Origin of the sequence: Streptomyces sp. CNQ085 (assembly GCF_022614595.1) — a bacterium.
Lineage (GTDB): Bacteria > Actinomycetota > Actinomycetes > Streptomycetales > Streptomycetaceae > Streptomyces.
Genome location: NZ_JAJFAU010000101.1, coordinates 1 through 18,087 on the forward strand (window position 1 = coordinate 1; position 18,087 = coordinate 18,087).

At 67.7% G+C, this 18,087-nt stretch carries 18 protein-coding genes, 1 tRNA gene, 1 pseudogene and 1 riboswitch; of the genes and pseudogenes, 10 read left to right on the forward strand and 10 right to left on the reverse strand.

All coding sequences use genetic code 11. The annotated features are described in order from the left end of the window. Window positions 1-22: 22 nt before the first annotated feature. Window positions 23-820: an SAM-dependent methyltransferase gene (locus tag LJ221_RS16725; RefSeq protein ID WP_241717533.1), complete on the reverse strand. Its 798-nt coding sequence runs from the start codon at window positions 818-820 to the stop codon at window positions 23-25. A 225-nt stretch (window positions 821-1,045) separates the two neighbouring features. Between LJ221_RS16725 and trmB the strand changes: the two genes are divergently transcribed. From trmB to LJ221_RS16740, 3 genes are read left to right on the forward strand one after another with little or no spacing between them, the layout of a single operon-like run. Further along, window positions 1,046-1,912 carry a tRNA (guanosine(46)-N7)-methyltransferase TrmB gene (gene trmB, locus LJ221_RS16730; protein ID WP_374228484.1) on the forward strand — a complete coding sequence of 289 codons (867 nt, stop codon included), beginning with the start codon at window positions 1,046-1,048 and terminating at the stop codon, window positions 1,910-1,912. A 57-nt stretch (window positions 1,913-1,969) separates the two neighbouring features. Then, window positions 1,970-2,722: an NgoMIV family type II restriction endonuclease gene (locus LJ221_RS16735; RefSeq protein ID WP_241717534.1), complete on the forward strand. Its 753-nt coding sequence runs from the start codon at window positions 1,970-1,972 to the stop codon at window positions 2,720-2,722. Window positions 2,723-2,745: 23 nt separating this feature from the next. Then, window positions 2,746-3,234 (forward strand): very short patch repair endonuclease, encoded by a 489-nt coding sequence (locus tag LJ221_RS16740; protein ID WP_308314801.1) that lies wholly within the window; start codon window positions 2,746-2,748, stop codon window positions 3,232-3,234. Here the strand turns inward: LJ221_RS16740 and LJ221_RS16745 are convergent. Together LJ221_RS16745 and LJ221_RS16750 are read right to left on the reverse strand one after the other, a co-directional pair. Then, a complete protein-coding gene (locus tag LJ221_RS16745; protein WP_241717535.1) occupies window positions 3,148-4,350 on the reverse strand; it encodes a DNA cytosine methyltransferase in 1,203 nt (400 codons plus the stop codon). The genes LJ221_RS16740 and LJ221_RS16745 overlap by 87 nt on opposite strands. Before the next feature lie 279 nt (window positions 4,351-4,629). Next, window positions 4,630-5,262, reverse strand: a complete 633-nt coding sequence (locus LJ221_RS16750) for an ATP-binding protein (protein WP_241717536.1) — start codon at window positions 5,260-5,262, stop codon at window positions 4,630-4,632. A gap of 215 nt (window positions 5,263-5,477) precedes the next feature. On the opposite strand from LJ221_RS16750, the gene LJ221_RS16755 reads away from it, so the two are divergent. From LJ221_RS16755 to LJ221_RS16785, 7 genes are all read left to right on the forward strand, one after another. Next, window positions 5,478-6,323: a helix-turn-helix transcriptional regulator gene (locus LJ221_RS16755; protein WP_241717537.1), complete on the forward strand. Its 846-nt coding sequence runs from the start codon at window positions 5,478-5,480 to the stop codon at window positions 6,321-6,323. Next, window positions 6,323-6,613 (forward strand): DUF397 domain-containing protein, encoded by a 291-nt coding sequence (locus LJ221_RS16760; protein WP_241717538.1) that lies wholly within the window; start codon window positions 6,323-6,325, stop codon window positions 6,611-6,613. The genes LJ221_RS16755 and LJ221_RS16760 overlap by 1 nt, the downstream gene beginning before the upstream one ends. A gap of 61 nt (window positions 6,614-6,674) precedes the next feature. After that, a complete protein-coding gene (locus LJ221_RS16765) occupies window positions 6,675-8,216 on the forward strand; it encodes an ATP-binding protein (RefSeq protein WP_241717539.1) in 1,542 nt (513 codons plus the stop codon). Window positions 8,217-8,246: 30 nt separating this feature from the next. Then, window positions 8,247-11,231 (forward strand): Z1 domain-containing protein, encoded by a 2,985-nt coding sequence (locus LJ221_RS16770; protein ID WP_241717540.1) that lies wholly within the window; start codon window positions 8,247-8,249, stop codon window positions 11,229-11,231. Between the two features lie 59 nt (window positions 11,232-11,290). Next, entirely contained in the window at window positions 11,291-11,530 is a 240-nt protein-coding gene (locus tag LJ221_RS16775; protein ID WP_241717541.1) for a DUF397 domain-containing protein, read from the forward strand. Between the two features lie 9 nt (window positions 11,531-11,539). Beyond that, window positions 11,540-12,028 carry a glutathione peroxidase gene (locus LJ221_RS16780; RefSeq protein WP_241717542.1) on the forward strand — a complete coding sequence of 163 codons (489 nt, stop codon included), beginning with the start codon at window positions 11,540-11,542 and terminating at the stop codon, window positions 12,026-12,028. A 142-nt stretch (window positions 12,029-12,170) separates the two neighbouring features. Further along, window positions 12,171-12,929: an antibiotic biosynthesis monooxygenase gene (locus tag LJ221_RS16785; protein WP_241717543.1), complete on the forward strand. Its 759-nt coding sequence runs from the start codon at window positions 12,171-12,173 to the stop codon at window positions 12,927-12,929. A 133-nt stretch (window positions 12,930-13,062) separates the two neighbouring features. On the opposite strand, the gene LJ221_RS16790 is transcribed toward LJ221_RS16785, so the two are convergent. From LJ221_RS16790 to LJ221_RS16820, 7 genes and pseudogenes are all read right to left on the reverse strand, one after another. Beyond that, on the reverse strand, window positions 13,063-14,127 hold the full coding sequence (locus LJ221_RS16790; protein ID WP_241717544.1) for a M23 family metallopeptidase: 1,065 nt from the start codon (window positions 14,125-14,127) through the stop codon (window positions 13,063-13,065). Window positions 14,128-14,138: 11 nt separating this feature from the next. Next, window positions 14,139-14,317, reverse strand: a riboswitch (cyclic di-AMP (ydaO/yuaA leader). A 226-nt stretch (window positions 14,318-14,543) separates the two neighbouring features. Beyond that, a complete protein-coding gene (locus LJ221_RS16795) occupies window positions 14,544-15,716 on the reverse strand; it encodes a PP2C family protein-serine/threonine phosphatase (RefSeq protein WP_241717545.1) in 1,173 nt (390 codons plus the stop codon). Window positions 15,717-15,803: 87 nt separating this feature from the next. Continuing rightward, the gene (locus tag LJ221_RS16800) at window positions 15,804-16,229 is read right to left on the reverse strand and encodes an SHOCT domain-containing protein (protein WP_241717546.1); all 426 of its coding nucleotides are present in this window, start codon (window positions 16,227-16,229) and stop codon (window positions 15,804-15,806) included. A gap of 231 nt (window positions 16,230-16,460) precedes the next feature. Next, window positions 16,461-16,622 (reverse strand): hypothetical protein, encoded by a 162-nt coding sequence (locus LJ221_RS16805; RefSeq protein WP_241717547.1) that lies wholly within the window; start codon window positions 16,620-16,622, stop codon window positions 16,461-16,463. A 39-nt stretch (window positions 16,623-16,661) separates the two neighbouring features. Further along, complete coding sequence (locus LJ221_RS16810) at window positions 16,662-17,018, reverse strand: PRC-barrel domain-containing protein (protein WP_241717548.1); 357 nt, start codon at window positions 17,016-17,018, stop codon at window positions 16,662-16,664. Between the two features lie 199 nt (window positions 17,019-17,217). Next, window positions 17,218-17,290, reverse strand: a tRNA-Lys gene (locus LJ221_RS16815). Window positions 17,291-17,482: 192 nt separating this feature from the next. Continuing rightward, window positions 17,483-18,087: pseudogene (locus LJ221_RS16820) on the reverse strand (RNA helicase); the annotation flags it as partial.

Here is an 18,087-nt window from a genome sequence, read left to right on the forward strand (position 1 = left end):
CCCGCGGAACGGCCGCGGCCCCCTAGGGCTTGCGCGCGAGCCCGCCGTACACGGCCGTCTCCGGCCCCGGCCCGCCCTCCGGCCGCCACCGCGAGCACGAGACGACACCGGGCTCCAGCAGTTCCAGCCCCTCGAAGAAGCCCGCGATCTCCTCGGGATCGCGCGGGGTGTAGGGGGTGGCGGTGCCCCGGGCGTTGTGGCTCTCGATGGCCCGGACGTAGACCGGGTCGGTGGTGGAGCCGTCGTTCAGGCCGAGGAAGCTGCCCGGCGGCAGGGCGTCCACCAGCCGCCGCACCACCGCGCGGGCCTCGTCGTAGTCGGGGACCAGGCCCAGGATGCCCATGAGCATCAGCCCGACCGGGCGCGAGAGGTCCAGCGTCCGCGCGGCCTCGGACAGGATCCTCTCCGGGTCGCGGACGTCGGCGTCGATGTAGTCGCAGGCGCCCTGGGGGGAACTGGTGAGCAGGGCGCGGGCGTGCACCAGCACCAGGGGGTCGTTGTCGACGTAGACGATCCGCGACTCCGGGGCGGCGCGCTGGGCGACCTCATGGGTGTTGTCCCTGGTGGGCAGGCCGGTGCCGATGTCCAGGAACTGCCGGATGCCCTCCTGCCCGGCCAGGTGCGTCACCACGCGCCCGATGAAGGCGCGCGAGGCGCGGGTGATGTCGCGCATGCCGGGGAAGGCCGCCAGGACCTTCTCGGCGGCGTCGGAGTCGACCTCGTAGTAGTCCTTGCCGCCCGCCAGGTAGTTCCAGATCCTGGCCGAGTGGGGCCGGGAGCTGTCGATCCCGCCTCCGCCGCCCGCCGCTGCGACTGCCATCCGTCCGCCTCCTCGTACTGATCGTGAGAAACACACGATCCCACACGGCGTCAGCCCCGGCCCACCCCTGGTCCAGCCCTGTGGAAGACCGCGTTCCGGAACCCCGGCCCCGGGGAACGGCCGCCCTCCCGACCGCCCTCCCGGCCGAACGCGGCATCCGGCCCGGCGGCCGGCCCCCCGTGGCCGCCGGGTCCGTGCCCGGGCGGCCGTAGACTCGTACGCACTGTGTCCGAGAAGATTCCCCAGTCCGCCGAAGCGGCGGAAGCGACCGAGACGCCCGAAACGCGGCCCGGGGCACGCGGAGCGCTCGCGGCCCCCGTCCGGGACGGCCGGAGCGCGCACAGCGCGCCCGGTGCCATGTTCCCCGACGGCACCGGCCCCTCCGCCAACCCCGTCGGGGACCGCCACGAGCGGCGCATCCGCAGCTTCCAGCCGCGCCGCAGCCGCGTCACCGCTGCCCAGCGGGACGCGCTGCTGCGACTGTGGCCGAAGTGGGGCGTGGAGATCGACGGCGACCGCCGCCTCGGCCTCGACGAGCTCTTCGACACCCTCCCGCCCGGCTCGCCCGTGGTCCTGGAGATCGGTTTCGGCATGGGCGAGGCCACCGTGCGGATGGCCGCCGACGCCCCGGACACCGGCATCCTCGCCGCCGACGTACACACCCCGGGCCAGGGCAACCTACTGGGGCAGGCCGAGCGGCGGGGGCTGTCCAACGTCCGGGTCGCCAACGGCGACGCGATCATCCTGCTGCGCGAGATGCTCGCCCCCGGCTCCCTCTCCGGGATCCGCGTCTTCTTCCCGGACCCGTGGCCCAAGAAGCGCCACCACAAGCGCCGCATCGTCCAGCCGGAGTTCGTGGAGCTGGCCGCCGCCCGGCTGCGTCCGGGCGGGCTGCTGCACTGCGCCACCGACTGGGAGCCGTACGCCGAGCAGATGCTCCAGGTCCTCACCGACTGCCCGGCCCTGGAGAACACGCAGGCAGAGGGCGGCTTCGCACCGCGCCCCGACTTCCGGCCGCTGACCCGCTTCGAGCGGCAGGGCCTGGACAAGGGCCACGTCGTCCACGACCTCCTCTTCCGCCGCCTCCGATAAAATCAAAATGGCTATTTTCAGCGACCAAGGAGGTCTGTTGACCTATCCTTCCACTTCATGACGACAGCGTTCGCAAGTCACCTGTACGGCTGGCGCAAGCCCCGGGGGAAGAGTCATCTCGTTCCCAACTGCGCGGACTCGGCTAACATCCAGTCGGTCGATATCGCCACAGCCATGATGGCGCACATGGGAATAGCGCAGACCGAGAACCCTGCTATTCCGGCCGACCCAGGCCCTCTCATGGAGAAGAAAGTCAGGGATGACCTCGTCCACGTGCTGCCATCACTGGATTCCACACGCCACTGGCTCATTCAGTGCGGCAAGGTAGTTACCGAGTTTTCTCAGTATGGTCATCTGCGACGAGTCGACGAACTCGTCAGGAAAAACCCTGAACTCCGGGTCACGATCGGGCGCGACTACCTCATCAAGCCAGATGTCACTATTGGCTTGACAGACCTGGAGATTCTGGGCGATCTCCCTTTTCTGCACGGAGCAATCGCCTGTAAGTGGACTATCCGGTCAGACCGTGTACAGAACATCAGGCACGAGTGCAACCAGATGATCCGGCATCGCAGAGGCCGCCAGCCTCACCTTGTCACTGTCACCGCTGAACCGCTCCCTTCCCGTCTCGCGGCCATTGCTCGCGGGACCGGGGAAGTAGACGCCGTCTACCATATTGCTTACGACGCACTCGATCATGCGGTACAGACAGCAGCCAACAAGGAGCAGCAGGCTGCATGGCACGAAGCCGTCCAGCAACAGCGTCTGCTTCCATACGGGAAACTGGCAGAGACACTTGTGAAGTGGTGATCAGCGTCTCGGAGGCGGCGTAAGTGGAGCGCGGCAAGGCTGAGTCGGATACTTGGCAGCCACCCGAGGGTTCGTGGGCCTCGTCGGCCGCACGGCGGCGTAACATGCAGGCCATCCGAAGCCGGGATACAAAGCCCGAGCAAACGGTACGACGACTTGTACATGCTCTGGGACTGCGCTATCGAGTGTCGGCAAGGCCGATCAAGGACCTTCGCCGGACGGCGGACATGGTGTTCCGTCCGGCGAAGGTCGCCGTGTTTATAGACGGCTGCTACTGGCACGGCTGCCCTGAGCACTACGTGTCGCCCAGAACCAATCCCGGTTACTGGTCACGTAAAGTAGCGGGGAACATAGCCCGGGACCGGGACACCAACCAGCGTCTCACCGAGGCAGGGTGGACCGTACTACGGTTCTGGGAACATGAGTCACCCGACGACTGCGCGCTCAAGATCGCCGCTACGGTCAGCCGGCTCCGCACCGAACGGGACAGGCGGGGCGGGAAGCTCGAATAGTGCCGCTTCCCGGTCCTCGTCCCACTCTGCGGGGGCAGCAGAGGGTTCCTTTGCCCCCGCTTCGAGTGCTGTGATGATCTGTGTGCCGATGGCCTGCGCGACGGGGGGCGGGAAGGCGTTCCCCACCTGGCGGTAGGCAGCAGTCTTACGTCCGGAGAACTTCCATTCTTCAGGAAAGCCCTGGATGATCGCGGCCTGGCTCACTGTCAGTTTAGGGCCGATCGGTACACCTTCCTTGTCCACGCTGTACAGGTCCCGCTTGGAGTCCTTCATGTCCTCTGGCTCGTTCGCCACTCCCATGGCGTCGACACCAAGCTTGCGCCATGCCTTCTTGGCACGCGTGGGGCCAAGGTCCGCTCCACCGTGTTTCTTCGAACCACCCACCAGCGTGGGTGCTACGCCGATGCAAGCTTTCTCGTACCAGCGTTCGTACGCGGCCCTGCCTGTCGGCGAGTCACCGAAGCGCCTGTTCATCGACTTAGCCAGGGCCTCACCCACCGTCACCAGTTTGGTCTCGCCCGGGTCCGGCCACTCAAAGTGCCCGGCATACTCTCCCCTCAAGGCGACCAGGATCGCTCGGGGGCGAAGCTGCGGAACCCCGTAGTCACACGCCTCAATGACTCTCCAACCGCAGATCACGTACCCTGCTTCGCACAGACGACGCTTGATCACGTTCTCTCGGTAGTTCCGAAACTTGTACTCCGGTTCGAGCAGCCCTCGCACATTTTCGATCATGACGGCCTTGGGCTTGAGGTACTCCACCATCGCGAGCGCGTAAGGGAACAAGTCGCGTTCGTCACCCTCGCCCAACTGCTTGCCGGCCGCAGAGAACGGAGGGCACGGAACCCCTCCGGCAAAGAGGTCAAGTTCCCCCTCACTCAAGCCCAGTTCCTCAGCAAGCTCCTCGGGGCTCAGCTTGGTGAGATCCTTTGGAAGGATCCGGCAGTCCCCCCAGTCCGGGTTCCCTTCCACGTTGTCCCTGAGAGTGTTGCAAGCGTTCTCGTCGATCTCGACGAGAGCTAGGTGACGGAAGCCGGCATTGTGTAGCCCCAGGGCCTGTCCCCCGGCTCCGGCGCAGATCTCCACTGAGGCAAACATGGGCTCAGTGCGGCTCATGCGCCCTCCTTTCAGGCGTGCCTGACGGATACCTTGTGCCATCCGCCGTCACAGAGGGTTACATGGCCCACTGACAACGCTACGGCTTCTACAAGTGTCCAGCATGACCCTGTACCCCATGAGTCACCCTGCACAGCCCTGCGACCATTCATACGATATTGCCCCTGCGGTTGCCGCCCTAAAAGGGGGGCGCTGTAAGTCCTCGCGCCCGTGCCACTGCAACGCATCATGTCGCACACCTGACACGATTCGCAGCGCGGGCTTGTGCGCATGCTGAGGTCATGCGGCACCCGACTCCGCCTCGTAGTGCATCTGTGCCCGGTCGAGGAAGTCGTCCGGGTCCCGCCCCTGCTCCGCCAGCCAGTAGAGAAGGTCGGTGATGAGCCCTGTAGCCGACCCTTCGAGGACAGCGAGACTGCGCGTGCTGGTTGGTGCCACCCGGCCAGAGATGCGGCCGTAGACCTCCAGGGTGCTCGCGGCTCGCCGGAGACGCTGATACTCCTCCTTCACTCCCAGGGAGAACTCGCACCAGACCGCCTTACCAGAGGCCGTGAGCATCGTTCCCCAGTCGGCGGCCAGTGCGGCGAGCAGACGCAGTCCACGGCCATTCTCGTCGTAGTCACCGGGTTGCCTGACCGCAGGAACCGCATGGGAGCCGTCATGAGCTTCGAGCCGCAGCCGTCCATTACCCACCACCAGGACAAGGGTTGCCGCGGTGTTCTGCCCCACATGCCTGATGACATTGGCCGCAAGTTCTCCCGCGACCACTTCCACATCGTCCACCAGATCGTTCAGCCCCCAGAGATTCAACTGTTCCCTGATGGCCAGCCGCAGCCCGCTCAGCTCGTCCGGAGCCGCTCTGAAAGGCAGTACTGAGCGCAGCCGAGGTTCCGTGATGCCGTAGCCGTCCATGGATCGCACTCCCTTCGCGCCACACCGACGCTGCGCCTGCCGCTCTGTGCGGCTTCGTCGGGTGACCGCCTGACTGCGATTGTGTCATGAGACATCCTCTCGTGTAACTTCTCACAAGAATCGATCGAGTGAATCACCGGAAGATCAACTTGGCTCACTTCTAGCCTGGTTGGCCACATGCGGGCAGGAGTCCGCAGAGCAGAAGGGTTGCCGTCATGCCGCCAAGGGTCACCACACGACGCCGTCAGCTCGGCGCGATGATGCGGAAGCTCCGTGCCCGCTCGGGGATGACTCTTGAGGAGGCAGGCCATCTCGTTGGGGTGTCGAAAGCGACCGTCAGTCGCTACGAGACACAGGAAGGGCCCGTGCGCTGGCTTGTCGTGGACGCCCTCTGCCGCCACTACGGGGCGAGTGACGCTGAGCGTGAGGCCACCGTCAGACTCGCCAAGGACGCCCGTCAGCAAGGGTGGTGGGCACCCATCGCGGACAAGCTTCCGGGAACCATGAACCTGCTGCTCACCCTTGAGGACGAGGCGGTGCGCGAGGACCACTTCGCCTGCCTGTACGTTCCCGGCCTCCTCCAGACTCGCCGCTACACCGAAGCGGTGCAGCACGCATCCGAGATGCGCTTCGCTCCCGGAGAGATCGAGCGGCTCGTGGATCTCCGTATGAAACGGCAGGAGGTCCTCATCCGGGAGAAGCCACCTCACATCTGGGCTGTGCTTGACGAGTCCGTCATCCGCCGTGTCGTGGGATCGCCGGACGTGATGCGCGAGCAGCTCGGACACCTTCTGGAGGCCGGCGACTCACCCAGCATCACGCTTCAGGTCCTGCCCTTCTCCAAGGGGGCGCACTCCGCCGCGCTGGGCAGTTTCGTCATCATCGGCGGTGCCGAACCCTCGCTGGACGTGGTGTACGTGGACATCCACGTGGGGTCGATCTTCCTGGAGAAAGAGGACGAGCTGGACCGGTATCGGCTCGCATTCGACTACCTTCGCGCTCAGGCCCTGGACATGACAGCCTCAGCCAACCTGATCGACAGCGTCCGTAAGGAGATGTGATGCGCCCAGCGATATCAGGTGTTCCGGACAACGCCTGGGTCAAGTCCTCGTACAGCGGTGCGGGAGCAACCGAGTGCGTGGAGGTGGCGCTCATCCCGGAAGGCACGGCCGTGCGGGACAGCAAGGAGCGTGACGGGGGTGTGCTGCTGCTATCTCCCGCTGCCTGGGACGCGTTCGCGAGCAGACTGAAGGATCACCTCACCGGAAGTGTCTGTGATCAGAGTCAACTCGACTTCACCCAAAGAGACATGCTCACGGCTGACACCCGCGTACACTCCCAGGGCCAGTAGAAGCCACGGGCCGCTGCTCCCCCACTCAGGCCCAACCTGTGTGTTAAGGAACCGCTTGCGTATGCCGCCCTCCGTCTCCCTTCCCGCAAGCTGGCAGTACGATGTCCCGACCAGCGGAAGCACGCACCTGCCTCCGGACGCCGGATATGCCAGAGCTCTGACCAACCAGGGGTACGGCTTCGAAGCCGCCGTTGCTGACCTCATCGACAACTCGATTGACGCTGGGGCCGATTCCGTCGTGGTGCACTTCCTCCGCGACTCCGACCGCATCCTGTCGCTACTTGTCCTCGACAACGGCCATGGCATGAACGACGCGGAGCTCGACCAGGCCATGACCGTCGGCCGCCGCCGCGACTACGACGGAGAGGCGCTCGGCATGTACGGGACTGGCCTCAAGGCAGCCTCTCTGTCGCAGGCCCGGTCGCTCACGGTCATCAGCCGTACCAAGCGCAGCCGGGCCGCCGGCCGCAAGCTGACAGCGGAGAGCATCGAAGACGGCTTCCGGTGTGACACGGTCGAGCCGGGATTCGCGCAACAGCAGATCGACACCTACGACGGCCTCATCGAATGGCATGGGACGATCGTGCGTTGGGACCACGTACGCGCCTTCGAGACCGTCGCTCCCGGACAGAGCGAGCAATTCCTGTCGAAGGCCATCACGCAGCTCGGCATACATCTCGGTCTCTACCTGCACCGTTTCCTCAGCAACGGGCTCAAGCTGGACATCGCGGTCTGGGATGTGGCCACGGGGGAGGAGGTGGACCACAACAGCGTGGACCCTCTGGACCCGTTCGGTTACAAAGTTCCCGGTAAGGCGGGCTATCCGAAGAAGTTCACCGCTCCGGTGGAGGGCGTAGGCCAGGTCACGCTGGAGGCTCATATCTGGCCTGCCAAGTCGAACCTCGCCGGCTTCCGCCAGATCGGCTCCATCCAGGACCGCCAGGGGTTCTACTTCTACCGCAATGACCGGCTCGTGCAGGCTGGCGGCTGGAGCAATCTGCGCAGCCTTGAGGGGCACTTGGTGCTCGCCCGCATAGCCGTGGACCTCCCCAGCGCCCCGAATGAGGTGTTCAGCCTCACCGTCAAGAAGGACGGGGTCGAGGTCACACCCGCCTTCACTCTCGGCGTAGAGAAGGCGACCGACGAATCCGGCACCATGTTCCGCACGTACCTTGCTGAGGCGGAGACCGCGTACCGAGAAGGGGCTTCGCGTTCGGTCATCGAAAGGGCCACCGTCAACGAGCCGGGCAAGGGTTTCGACCCCAAGGTCAAAAGGGCCGTCCGTGAAGAGCTGCCACTCAAGGATGACGACCCTGTCCGCATCGACTGGGTGCCGCTCCCTGATGACCGCTTCTTTGACCTGGACCGTGACAATTACGTCATCCTTCTGAACAGGGACTTCAGGGAGGACTTCAACGACGGACGGCGTAGCGGCGCCAATGACGCCCCTGTGACCAAGACCCTCCTGTACCTGCTTCTCCAGGACTGCTTCGGGCTTGGCCGCTGGGAGAGGAAGAGGGCCGACCGTATCGAGTACTGGAACAGCATCCTTCTCGCCGCGGTGCACGCTCAGCGCGAACGCCGTAACCGCCTCGCCTCCTGACCTCGCCGCCCACTTCAGAGGGAGATCGCCATGCCAGATGTGCTCCTGGAGATCCACACCGATGTCCTGAACGGCATGGGTGCCAACCCTCGCCAGTTTCAGAAGCTTGCTGAGAGCATCGCCGACGAGGACTTTCCCGGCACCGATCTCAGCGAGGAGACTCTCCACGTACGCCTCACTGATGAGGCACCCCGTGGCGGGCCGCTTGTGGCACTCTGGGCCCGGGCCCTGACGACCTGGGACTTCGCAAGCGAGCCACGATGGGCGCCAGAAACCGAGCCCCGTACAGACGAACGCCGTGCCGCGGTCTATGACCGTCTCCGTTTCGGTGACGACCTGCGCAAGGTTCTCGACACTGTGGTCCCTGTCGCCCACGCCGCAGGCGCCACCGTCATCGCGCGTGAACACGTCCCTTGGTACACCCCCGAGCGCGCCGCAGCCCGTTCTTTCTACTGGCGTGCGTACGAGAACAAGCTTCGTGAGAAGGGGTGGTCCAATACGGCGGTCGTAAGCCTGGACGAGGCAAGCAAGGCAGTAGTCGAGCGGCTCGGCGATCCTGAGCAGAAGGCCGTGCGGCAGGCTAAGGGCTTGGTCGTCGGGTATGTGCAGTCCGGCAAGACCGCTAACTTCACCGGTGTCATAGCGAAGGCGGTCGACGCGGGCTACCGCCTGGTCATCGTCCTCGGCGGCACGCTCAGCCTGCTGCGTGCCCAGACACAGCGCCGTCTCGACATGGAACTGATCGGCCAGGAGAACATCCTGCGCGGGGCTGACCCCAGTGACATCGACTCGCTCGTCGGTATCGATTACGTGGGCGACGATGACGACTGGCCGAAGTTCGTACAGCACGGCGGACGCCCCTCCACACAGCAGGCCTTCGACATCGACCGCCTGACGACGCGAGACAAGGACTACGTGGGCCTTGCCCAGGGAATCCGGGCCCTGGAGTTCGATAAGCGGAAACCGGCACTGCCGCTGTACGACCCGGCCAACCTGCACCACGCGGCGGCCCGGGTGATGGTCGTCAAGAAGAACAAGAGTGTCCTGACGAAGCTGGTCAAGGATCTCAAACAGGTTCACGGCATCCTCGGCGAGCTTCCTGCGCTGATCATCGACGACGAGTCCGACCAAGCTTCGGTCAACACCTCTGACCCCAAGAAGTGGTCACAGGGCTCCACCGGGCGCACAGCTATCAACAGCCTGATCTCACAGCTTCTGGGACTACTGCCGCGTGCCCAGTACATCGGCTACACGGCCACGCCGTTCGCAAACGTCTTCGTTGACCCAGGCGACGCCCAGGACATCTTCCCCAGCGACTTCCTCATCTCCCTGCCCCGCCCTGAGGGTTACATGGGCGTCCAGGACTTTCACGACCTCGACTCCTCGCTGCCCCCCTCCGAACGGACGGTCGCGAACTCCCAGGAGAAGGCACATGTGCGAGGCGTCTACGGTGATGTCGATGACCGCCTCCAGGAGGCCATGGACAGCTTTGTCCTCACTGGTGCGCTGAAACTCTTCCGTGCCGACCATGGTGTGGCCGCCGGGCCGTTCCGTCACCACACCATGCTCGTTCACGAGTCCGTGCGTGTAGACGATCATGCCGATCTCGCTCTGCGTATCAACACGATGTGGCACCAGGCCGGCTACATGTCCACGGAAGGCCACGCCCGTCTCGCCAAACTGTGGAAGAACGACTTCGCCCCGGTCTCCGCGGCTCAGGCCGCCGATCTTCCCTTCCCGGAGTCATACGACGAACTCCGCCCGTACGTCAGCGAGGCGAGAAAGCGCATCGGCTCGGGTGGCAATGCGGTCGTGATCGTCAACGGCGACTCGGACCGCTACTTCGAACAGCTCAACCTCGACTTCGACCGGACTCCGAACGTCTGGAAGATCCTCGTAGGCGGCACCAAGCTCTCCCGTGGTTTCACCATCGAGGGCCTGACCATCACCTACTACCGCCGCACGACCCGCCAGGCGGACACGCTCATGCAGATGGGCCGCTGGTTCGGGTTCCGTCCCGGCTACCGCGATCTCGTACGTCTCTACATAGGCCGTGAGGAAGCTCTGACCAAGACCTCGACTGCCGATCTCTACGAGGCCTTCGAAGCCATCTGCCGGGATGAGGAGCTGTTCCGCCAGCAGCTCACCCGGTACGCCGAACTCGTTGACGGTAAACCACAGGTCACCCCGGCACAGGTCCCGCCACTGGTCGCTCAGCACCTGTCGTGGATCAAGCCATCGGCCCGCAACAAGATGTTCAACGCCGAGCTCATCGAGGTCCGTTCGCCCGGCAGGCCGATCGAGCCTGCGGCCTATCCGCAGGACTCGGCCGCTCTCCGGCGCAACACCGAGCGATGGAGCCCCCTGCTCAGCAGCTTCTCCTACGAGCCGGTCACCTTCACGAACCCACCGAACGGGGACACCGGCCTGAGCCGTACCTTCTCCGCCCTAACCACACGTGTCAGCCACTCAGAGCTGCTCGCTGTGCTCAGTGCGCTTGAGTGGGAGCGCGAGGGTATCTTCCAGCCGCATCTGCGATATCTGGTTCAGCTTGACGGCCGTCTGGCCACGGTCGATGACTGGCTGCTGATCTCCCCGCAGCTCGCACAGGAAAGCCGGGTCGAGATGTCTGTAATGGGCTCTGTCCCGCTCTCACTTGTACACCGAAGCAGGCAGGCCGGAAAGCCGTCCTTCGGACGTATCGCGAGCGTAGAACACCAGCTTGCTGCCCAGCGGCTTATTGACGCGGCTGCCGCCTCACCATCCGCTCCTGCCGGGAACCCGTCAGTAGGACCCAACACCGGTGTCGCACTGCTCTACCCGGTCGTTGAGGGCAAGGGCGATGCTGACGTCAAGGCTGCTGTTTCACGTGGCAAGGCTGACCCCGCGAAGGTGGTGATGGCGTTCACCCTGATCCCGCCGAAGACAGCGATCGACTCCTCTCGGCGTCTCGTCCGCTTCCAGGCCAAGAATTCCCGGCACGATGACGCGATCATTCCGGTGACTGATCTTTGACCGGGCAGGCCCTGAGCCGCCTCGACCGTCCCCGTCGGCAAGCTACTCAAGGAACTGTGATGTCCTCTTCTCACTCAAGTCGCTTTGAGGACCCCGTACTCACCCACTGGTTCAAGTCCAGCCACAGCGGCGGGCAGGGACTGGAATGCGTCGAGATCGCGTTCCTCCCCAACCAGACCGCCGTGCGGGACAGCAAGGGGGCGGGCGGCGGGCCCGTGCTGAGGTTTCCGGCGGGGGCGTGGGAAACGTTCCTGGGCGGTGTGAAGGCTCACGGCGGGTACGGGCGCGATCTCTGCTAGACAGGGCGCATGAGCCTCTACGAGATCCCCCTGCGCACCCTGGCCGGCGAGCCCACCACCCTCGGCGAGCACCGGGGCAAGGTGCTGCTGGTCGTCAACGTCGCGTCCAAGTGCGGGCTGACCCCGCAGTACGAGGGCCTGGAGCGGCTGCAGAAGAAGTACGCCGACCGCGGGTTCACCGTGGTCGGCGTGCCGTGCAACCAGTTCATGGGCCAGGAGCCCGGCACCGCCGAGGAGATCGGCGCGTTCTGCTCGGCCACCTACGGCGTCACCTTCCCGATGCTGGAGAAGACCGACGTCAACGGGGACGGCAGGCACCCGCTCTACGCCGAGCTGACGGAGCTGGCCGACGCCGAGGGGCAGGCCGGGGACGTGCAGTGGAACTTCGAGAAGTTCCTCGTCGCGGCGGACGGCGCCCCCGTCGCCCGGTTCCGTCCGCGCACCGAGCCGGAGGCTGCGGAGGTCGTCGCCGCGATCGAGGAGCGGCTGCCCGCCTGACCGCAGGCGTTCCGTCCCGGCCGTGAACGGGTGGCCGGTCCGCGCGGACCGGCCACCCGTTCGCCTTGACCTCAAGGCGACTTGAGATGTGAGCGTGGTTCCGCGAAGCGAGGAACACCCTGGCCGACGAGGAGGCACACCCATGCCCGCTATGCCCGTACACCCCGACCCCGCCCACCCCGACGCCGGAGCCGTCCTCATCAGCGCCTGGGACGTCGGCACACCCGAGCGGCAGCGGGCCGCGGCGGACGCCATCGCCGCCACCTGGGGCAGGCGAGAGTGGCCGACGCCGGACATCCTGTCGTACGGCGTCTACGCCGGGACCGACGGCCGGACTCTGCTGCACTACTCCCAGTGGACGGACGAGGAGGCGTACGAGGAGTACGCACGCACCCACCGTCGGGACCGCAACGACGAGATCGACGACGCGGTGCCCGGGATCGAGCGGCTGCGCCTGGCGCGCACCCGGCGCTACCGCAGCCTGCCCGAGGGGCCCGAGGAGCGGGAAGGGGTCGGGCGGCGGCCCGAGCCGGGGTGCGTGGTGGTCGTGGAGGTGGAGTTCGAGGGGCCCGACGAGGCGCGGCAGCGGGCGTGGGTGGACGCCGTGGCCGCCGCGATCGAGGACGACGGCGCCGGCGGGGGCCTGCCGCCCGGCGGCATCTCGGCCCACTTCCACCTGAGCACGGACGGCACACACGTGATCAACTACGCGGAGTGGGAGAGCGAGCGGGCGCACATCGCCGCGCTGGAGGCGCCGGGTGAGGGGATTGGTGAGTCGTCCCCGCTGTGGGACCGGGTGCGGGACTTCCCCGGGCTGGTGAGCAGTGACGTGGCACGCTACCGGCTGCTGTTCTGCGCCGCGCGCCCCGGGGAGCCGGCGGGACGGGCGGCGGCGCGGTAGGCGTACACGGTGGAGGGGAACCGGCGGCCCCGGTGTCGGGGGGATGAGTCACCGGGGCCGCCGGGGTGTGTGGGGCCGGCGTGCGGCAGCGGAGTGCTTCGCGACGCCGGCCGGACAGGCCGGACAGGCGTGGTCAGATGGACTGGCCCTTGCTCCGCAGCCAGGTCAGCGGGTCGACCGGGTCGCCGCCGCCGGGACGGACCTCCAGGTGGAGGTGCGCGCCGGTGGAGTTGCCGGTGGAGCCGACGCGGCCGATGACGTCGCCGGTGGTCACCTTGCCGGTGGTGACGGTCATGGAGGACAGGTGGCAGTACCAGATCTCGGTGCCGTCGTCGAGCCTGAGGATGATGCGGTAGCCGTAGGAGCCCGCCCAGCCGGCCCCGACGATCTCGCCGCTGTGCACCGCCTTGACCGGAGTGCCGGTGGGAGCGGCGAAGTCCAGGCCGGTGTGGTTGTTGGCCCACATCGAGCCGGACTGACCGAAGGTGGAGGTGAGCTGGTACGAGTTGAGGGGGAGGGTGTAGCTGGCCGCGAGCTTGGCCAGGCGCTCGGCCTCGGCCTTGCGTGCCGCCTCCTCGGCGGCCTTGCGCTTGCGCTCGGCCTCCTCCTCGGCGGCCTGGTCGGCGGCCTCCTCGGCCGCCCTCTCCGCGGCCTGGTCGGCGGCCTCCTCGAGCGCGGCCTGGGCGGCGCCGGTCTGCTGCCGGTCGGCCTGCTGGAGGATGCGTGCCCGCAGCGCCTCGCCGGCGTCCGCCGTCACGACGGTCGTGACGGCCTCGGAGGTGTCCAGGCCGGCCTGGGTGACGGTGCCGCCGAAGGGGTCGGCGGTCTCCGCCGGGGGGGCGGAGTCACCGTCGTGGCTGTCGGAGACGAGACCGCCGACGACGGGGATGCCCTCGGCGACCGCGCCGAGGTCGACGTCCGGCATGGAGACGGCGAGGGGCGACTTGTCCTTGGCGGTGGCCATACCGCCCGCGCCGACGGCGGCGATCACGCCGACGCCGAGGACGGCTCCGCTGCGGGCCATGCCGTTGCGCTGCTTGACGACGCGGTGCCGGCCGCGGACCGGGCGGACGGAGTCCTCGGTCGGGTTCCACACCGGCTGGTCGCCGTCACCTTCCGGACCGAACGGCGCGAACGGGGTGAAAGCGGCGGTGTGCGGGTCGTACGAGACCTCGGGGGCCGGACTGCTGGACGCCACGGAGGCGCTCTCCTTTCCTTCCTTCTCGCCTACCGGGTTAGCTGACGGGTTCGGAGCAGGAAGGTCTCCTACGGATCCACACGGACGGGCCGCATGGGTCCGATTCACCCCAATTGGTGGTTCCCCGGTTCCCTGGGCGCGTCCTCGCTGTTGACGGGGTTGCGCCTACGGGATTCGGCGACGGCGCACGGTGCCGCCCTCTTCGGCGACAGTGACGACCGCGCTGCGTTATCGAACGTTAATAGAGGTGAGCTCCGGATTCCAAGCCCCCTCTTCAGAGATGGGACTTTCTTGACGGAGGAATATCCGGTCATTTCAGATCCGATTCGGGCGAGTCGACCACCTGATCAGGGCATGAGACACACACCACACCATCTGACGGTTCGTCATTTGTTATGCGGAGGGATGTGCATCGGCTACGTGGAGTCACCGGCGGCCGGGGGTGGTGGGGATGCCTGGCCGCGCATGACCGCCATCAGCGCCATGTCGTCGCCCCGGTGCCCGCCGGTGTGCGCGCCGACTTCCGCGAGGAGGTGGTCGAGCAGGGCCGCCGGTTCGGAGAAGCGCCGTTCCCGCAGCCCCTTCCCCAGGTCGTAGAAGACGTCCGCCGCGTTCCGCGCCTCCGTCAGGCCGTCGGTGTGCAGCAGCAGCAGGGAGCCGGGCGGGAAGGCCACCGGTCCCGTCCGTCCGCTCTCGGAGGCGCCCGTCAGGCCGCTCAGCCCCAGCGGCAGCGCGTATGCCTCCGGGTCCGGCTCCAGCAGCCGCACCTCCCCCTCCCCGGTCAGCAGCACCGGCGGCGGATGGCCCCGGTTGACGAGCCGCAGGCTCCCCGGGGCGTCCGCCGGGACCTCGGCGAACACAGCCGTGGCGAACTCCTCCGACCGGCCCGGCCCAGCCCCGAGCTGCGCCGCCCTGCGCAGCAGCGCGTGCTCGACGCGGTCCGCGACCGCCGCCAGGTCCTCCTCGGCCTCGGCCGCCTCCCGGAAGGCGCCGAGCAGGACGGTGACCGTGCCGACGGCGCCCAGCCCCTTGCCGCGCACATCGCCCACCATCATCCGCAGCCCGTACGGTGTGCGCTCCGCGCCGTACAGGTCACCGCCGATCCGGGTGTGCGCCTGCGCGGCCTCGTAGCGGACCGCGATCCTCAGCTCGCCCACCCGGCCGGGGGGCACGGGCAGCACGGCGAGCTGCACCGCCTCGGAGACACGGCGGGCCGAGGCCAGGTCCACGTCACTGCGTGCCAGGACCCGGTTGATGACGAGGGCCAGCAGGGCGACGGTGGTGTTGGTGGCCATCCGGACCACGACCTCGTCCGCCGACCGCCCGCTCGCCAGCAGCAGGACGATCTCGGTGGCCAGCACGGCGGCCACCGTGTACACCGTGCCCCGGAGCGTCCACAGGGACGCCGTGAGCAGGATCGCCGCGGCGAACGGCGCCCCCACGATGAGCCTGTCGGGTGTCAGCAGGGTGATGCCCGCACCCAGCAGGATCAGCAACAGGGGCAGCAGCCAGGGCGGGTGGCCGATGACGGGGATGGTACGGACGCGGATCCTGCCCCCGCCTGTCTCCTGCCGCCCGTCGCCGTGCACTCCTCCGTCCCTTCCCGATGTCCGGCTCCCGGCGACTCGACCGGGTCCGGCCAGGCGATGCCGCGGTGCCGCCGCACCGCCCGCCGCTCAGGCCAGGATCTTCTCCTTGGCCCGCTGGTACTCGCCCTCGGTGAGGTCCCCCTTCGCCTTGAGCTCGGAGAGCCTGGCCAGCTGGTCGGCTCCGGTGGCACCGCCGGTACCGGTCCCCGTTCCCGCGGTCTCGCGGATGTAGGCGTCGAAGACCTCCCTCTCCGTCCTGGCCCGCCTCGTCTCGCGCTCACTCATCCCCTGGCCGCGGGCGACCAGGTAGACGAGGACGCCGACGTAGGGGAGGGCGACCACGAAGACGAGCCACCCCGCCTTGCCCCAGCCGCTCAGCTCGTGGTCGCGGAAGACATCGGTGATGACCTTGAACAGCAGGATCAGCCACACGACCCACAGGAAGAACCACAGGAAGGTGAGGAACGCCCCCAGCACCGGATAGTCGTAGGCCATGTACAGGTACCCGTCCATCGCTCCACCTCACGGTCGGACGGTCGCTCCGCCCGGACGCCCCGGTCTCCGGGTGCCGGGTCGGCACGGCTGTCGTGTTCTGTCCACCGCCGGAGCGCGTCCCTCCCCGGAACGCCGCCCTGCCAACTTCCACAGGGCCGGACGGGCGCTTTCACGCACTTTCGGCTCTCTCGTTCAGTATTGCGCTCCCGGTCGGGCACGCAACACGGCGCCCGCCCGGGCGCGGCGGTCTCAGCGGCCGGTACGGCGGCGGGAGCGCCGCAGGGAGATGACCAGGACCGCGAGCACCAGGACTCCGATCCCGATGAACAACAGGTAGAGCAGCCCCTCCACCACCGCGCCGAGCACTCCCAGCACGACCGCGACGAGAAGCAGGAACAGGAAGAACCCCATGCCGTGGACGCCTCCTCCACACTGTTCGGGCGCGGCCGGTCAGCCGCGCGCCAGCCGGCGCTCGCCCCCGGCGCCCGGACGGTAGGGGAGGCCGTAGTGCCGGAAGACCGGTTCCTCCCCCTCCGCGGGCAGCACGTCGTCGGTGCCGATGGACGGGGCCTTCTTCACCAGCGCCTTGCCGTACCGCACCCTGAGGTGGTCCGGACCGGCGACCGCCTCGTCCAGGGGCACGAACACCAGGCGCTGACGGGTGGGCAGTCCGATCCGGACGGTGACCATGACGGGTTCGTCGGTCGCCGTGTCGGTGTAGACCGCTTCGAGCGGGCCGACCTTGTGCCCGTCCGCGTCGACGACGTCACGGCCACGCCACTCACGGATGTCTGCTGGACGGATCATGTGCTCAGCTCCCTGGACGGACGGTCCGGACGGCGAGCCCGCGCCACGCCCGAGCCGTTTTCCGGGTTCGGGGTGTGGGTTCCCGTCTCCGCGGACCCCACACCTGCCGTACGGCGCGCTCACCGCCGCACCGGGCCCCGAGAACGGCGGAACCCCCGCCGACCTGCGTCGGCGGGGGTTCCGACCCCGAGGGGTCCGGTAGGCCGTGTGGGACTCGAACCCACAACCAATGGATTAAAAGTCCACTGCTCTGCCAATTGAGCTAACGGCCCGCCCCCCGAAGCATAGCCCGGACAGGCGCCGCGCTTCGAAGGCATCGGCACAATGTGACGGCACGTCGCGTCGTATCCGCGCCCGGATGGCCGGGCGCACCCGGACGGGCGGAGCGCGGAACCGGACACGGAAGCGGGAGGGCCCGGCCCGGAGCGGTGCTCCGGGCCGGGCCCTCAACTGGTCTGTCCGGCTCAGCCGTTGCGCTTCCAGCGCGGCTTGTCCGAGCGGCGGTCGAACGAACGGCCGCCGCCGCGGTGGTCACCACCCTGATGCCCGCCGCCCTGGTAGCCGCCGCCGCGGTGGTCGTCACGGCGGCCGTAGGGACGGCGGTCGTCACGGTCGCGGTCGCGGTCGCGGTTGAAGGGACGGCGGTCGTCGCGGTCCCGGTTGAGCGGACGGTCGCCGCCGCCGCGGTGGCCGAACTCGCGCCGCTCGTTGTCGCGGCGGAAGCCGCCCCGGTCGTCACGGCGGTCCCGGTTGAACGGACGGCGCTCACCGCGGTCGCCACGCTCACCGCGGTCGTCGCGCCGGTCGCGGTTGAACGGACGCCGGTCACCGCGGTCACCGCGGTCGTCCCGGTCCCGGCCGTAGGGGCGGCGGTCGTCACGGTCGCGGTCCCGGCGGAAGTTGCCCCGGTCGTCGCGGCGCTCGTACGACCGCTCCTCGCGCGTCCGGCGCGCCTCGGCCTCGGCCCTCGCCTCCGCCGCGTCGGCCTCGGCGGTGAACTCGGCCACCGCCGCCTCGGTCGCCTCGGCGACCGAGGCGTGGACGTAGTCTCTTCGCCGACTCCTGGCAG